Consider the following 3,036-nt stretch of genomic DNA (forward strand, 5'->3'; position numbering starts at 1 on the left):
GTCATACTCCTCCCACGGACCACCCGCTCAGCCTGCGAGGGCTGGAGAAATCAAGTCCGAGCCAACCTGCTGAAAACCGGGCACACCGCATAGTTTCAGACCGGTCGCGATTTCGTCGAGCAGGACGTCCAAGACCCGCTCGACGCCTGCTCGTCCCTCCACGGCTCCAAACAGCGCCGCCCGGCCGATGGCGGCAGCGGCCGCTCCGCGGGCTTTTGCCTTGATGACGTCCATATGCCCGTCCGGATGCCGGAATCGATCAGGATCGGAACCCGGCCGCCGACTGCATCCCGCACCATTGTGATCGCGTCTATGCTCGAAACCGCCCCGTCCAATTGGCGACCGCCGTGGTTGGACATCCAGATCCCGTCCGCGCCCTCCGCAATTAGCCTCGCCGCATCGCCGGGGTGCAGGACGCCCTTGACGATCAGCGGCCCCTTCCACCAGTCGCGGATCGTCCGGAACTCGTTCCAGTCGAAACCAGCGTGGAGGTTGCGACCGACGCGCGCGGCGATCGTCAGCCCCGCGCCGGTATCGCCCAGATAGCCGCGCACATTCTCGAATTGCGGGAAGCCACCGCGAAGCAGCCGAAGCGACCATCCCGGATGCGCGGTCCCTTCGATCAGGTGCCGCAGGCAAGGCCGCAGCGGGATCGAAATTCCGTTCCTCAGATCCTTTTCGCGCTTGCCGCCCGTCTGGAGGTCGACGGTGACGACGAGCGCGGAATAGCCGAACTCCTCCGCCTGACGCACCAGCCTGTGATTGAAATCGAAATCCTTCAGCACATAGAGCTGAAACCAAAGCGGCCCCTGGACGGCCCTTGCCATCCGCTCGATGCCGGTCGTCGCCATGGTCGACAGCGTGTAGGGAATGCCCCGAGCCGCTGCCGCCGTGGCAATCGCGATATCGGCGCCGGGGCGCACCAGCGCGCAGGATCCCATCGGGCTGATCACCAGCGGCGTCGGATAGGTCTTGGACCACAATGTCGTGGTCAAATCCGGCCGGGACACGTCGGTCAAAACACGGGGCACCAGCCGGATACGCTCGAAGCCTGCGCGGTTGTCCCGCAAGGTCAGTTCCTGGCCTGCCCCGCCATCGACGAACTCGAAGATGGATTTCGGCAGCCGGCGGCGCGCCAACTGGCGAAAATCCTCCACCGATATGTTTCGATCGAGCCGCCCCATCGCGTCAAGCTGCGAGCCGGTCGCAGACGTTCCCGGTGATTTCCGCGGTCGATGACTTTCCCTTCAGATCGGCGCTGAGCCATCCACTCGCCAGGCACGCTTCCGTCACACGGCGGATTTGTTCGGCGGCCCGGCGCAGCCTTTCGTCGTCATGTCCGCGGCCGAGCCAGTCGAGCATGGCCGCCGCCGACAGGATCGTCCCGTAGGGATTTGCGATCCCCTTGCCGGCAATGTCCGGCGCGGACCCGTGCGCGGCCTGGAAGAAGCCCTTTGCGTCGCCGACCTCCGCCGAGGGTGCCATGCCCATTCCGCCGACCGTCGCCGCCGCCAGGCGAGACGCCGCCGGTGGAGGCGACATTGAGAATGGCGCCGGATTTGACGGATTTGAAATGCGGGACCACCGCGCGGGCGCCGTTGTATATCGAACGCATGTTGACGTTGGCGATGCGGTCGAACAGGCCTTCGTCCATCGTCTCCAGGGGCAAGGGCGGCTGCGCGACACCGGCATTGTTGACCAGTATGTCGAGCCCGCCGAAGGCCGAGCGGGCCAGATCGGCGGCGGCCGCAAAGCTCTCAAGCGTCGAGACGTCGCCGGTGATCGGCCGCACCTTGTCGCCGGCTTCGCGGCTGACGCGCACCGCGGCGGCTTCGTCACGGTCCATCAGCACGACCGACGCGCCCTCTGCCACGAATTTGTTGACGATGCCTTCGCCAAATCCCGATCCGCCACCGGTGACGATGGCGACTTTGCCAGCAAGTCTCATATCTGGTCCTCCGTTGCTGGAACCATCGGGGAAGACGCGCGCGTTTCACAGTCCGATTATCTGAACGCCCTTTTAGCTTTCCTTGTTTGAGGTCACCCGCACCGGGAGTAATAGTCGGCGCGAAATTGCCAGGAGGAGACGATGACGCTGAACTTCGACCCGAAGGCGAAGGCCACCACGCTCTACCATGGCGAGTTCCGGCCGATGTTCATCGGCGGCAGGTGGGTCGCGGCGCAGTCCGGCCAGGAGATGCAAGCGCTGAACCCGGCGACGGGCGAAGTGTTGGCGACGGTGCCGCGCGGCTCGGCCGCCGATATCGACGCGGCGGTAGCCGCGGCGCGCGCGGCCTTCGAAGGCCCCTGGTCCAAATTCTCGCCCTACGAACGGCAATGCGTGCTGCTCAGGATCGCCGACCTGTTCGAGAAGCATTGGGAAGAGCTTAGCGTCTCCGACACGCTCGACATGGGGCTGCCGATCACACGCACGTTGGCCAACCGGCGCCGGGTCATCGGCATGCTGCGCTTCTATGGCGGCATGGCGACCGCGCTGCATGGCGAGGCGATCGACAATTCCATTCCGGGCGAGATCGTCACCTTCACCCGGCGTGAGCCGGTCGGCGTCGTCGGCGCGATCATTCCCTGGAATGCCCCGACCGCCGCCTCGGTCTGGAAGATCGCGCCGGCTTTGGCCACAGGCTGCACCATCGTGCTGAAGCCGTCGGAGGAGGCGTCGCTGACGCCGCTGCTGATCGCGCGGCTGATGCAGGAAGCCGGCGTGCCCGACGGCGTCGTCAACGTCGTCACCGGAACCGGTGCCGAGGCCGGCGCGCGGCTCGCCGAGCACCCGGATGTCAACAAGATCGTCTTCACCGGCTCGACGCTTACTGGTCAAGCGATCGCCCGGGCGGGTGTCACCAACCTCAAGCGCGTTTCGCTGGAGCTTGGCGGCAAGTCGCCGATTATCGTCTGCCGCGACGCCGATATCGACAAGGCGGTTCCGGTCGCGGCCATGGCGGTGTTCGTGCATTCGGGCCAGATCTGCATTGCCGGCTCGCGGCTGTTCGTGGCGCGCGAGATCCACGACGAGTT

The 3,036-nt window shown here is 65.7% G+C and carries 2 protein-coding genes and 2 pseudogenes; 1 reads left to right on the forward strand and 3 read right to left on the reverse strand.

Annotation, left to right across the window (positions count from 1 at the left end; genetic code table 11):
- Positions 1-95: 95 nt before the first annotated feature.
- The 3 genes and pseudogenes from EOA38_RS40640 to EOA38_RS40650 all read right to left on the reverse strand — a co-directional run.
- Positions 96-1,157 (reverse strand): alpha-hydroxy acid oxidase, encoded by a 1,062-nt coding sequence (locus EOA38_RS40640; RefSeq protein ID WP_189349933.1) that lies wholly within the window; start codon positions 1,155-1,157, stop codon positions 96-98.
- Positions 1,158-1,188: 31 nt separating this feature from the next.
- Positions 1,189-1,521: pseudogene (locus tag EOA38_RS40645) on the reverse strand (isocitrate/isopropylmalate family dehydrogenase); the annotation flags it as partial.
- 52 nt (positions 1,522-1,573) lie between these two features.
- Positions 1,574-1,948 (reverse strand): annotated as a pseudogene (locus EOA38_RS40650) (SDR family NAD(P)-dependent oxidoreductase); the annotation flags it as partial.
- Between the two features lie 141 nt (positions 1,949-2,089).
- Here EOA38_RS40650 and EOA38_RS32100 point away from each other — a divergent pair.
- On the forward strand, positions 2,090-3,036 hold a 947-nt coding region (locus EOA38_RS32100), incomplete at its 3' end, for an aldehyde dehydrogenase family protein (protein WP_145966169.1).

This window comes from Mesorhizobium sp. M1E.F.Ca.ET.041.01.1.1 (genome assembly GCF_003997355.1).
Lineage (GTDB): Bacteria > Pseudomonadota > Alphaproteobacteria > Rhizobiales > Rhizobiaceae > Mesorhizobium.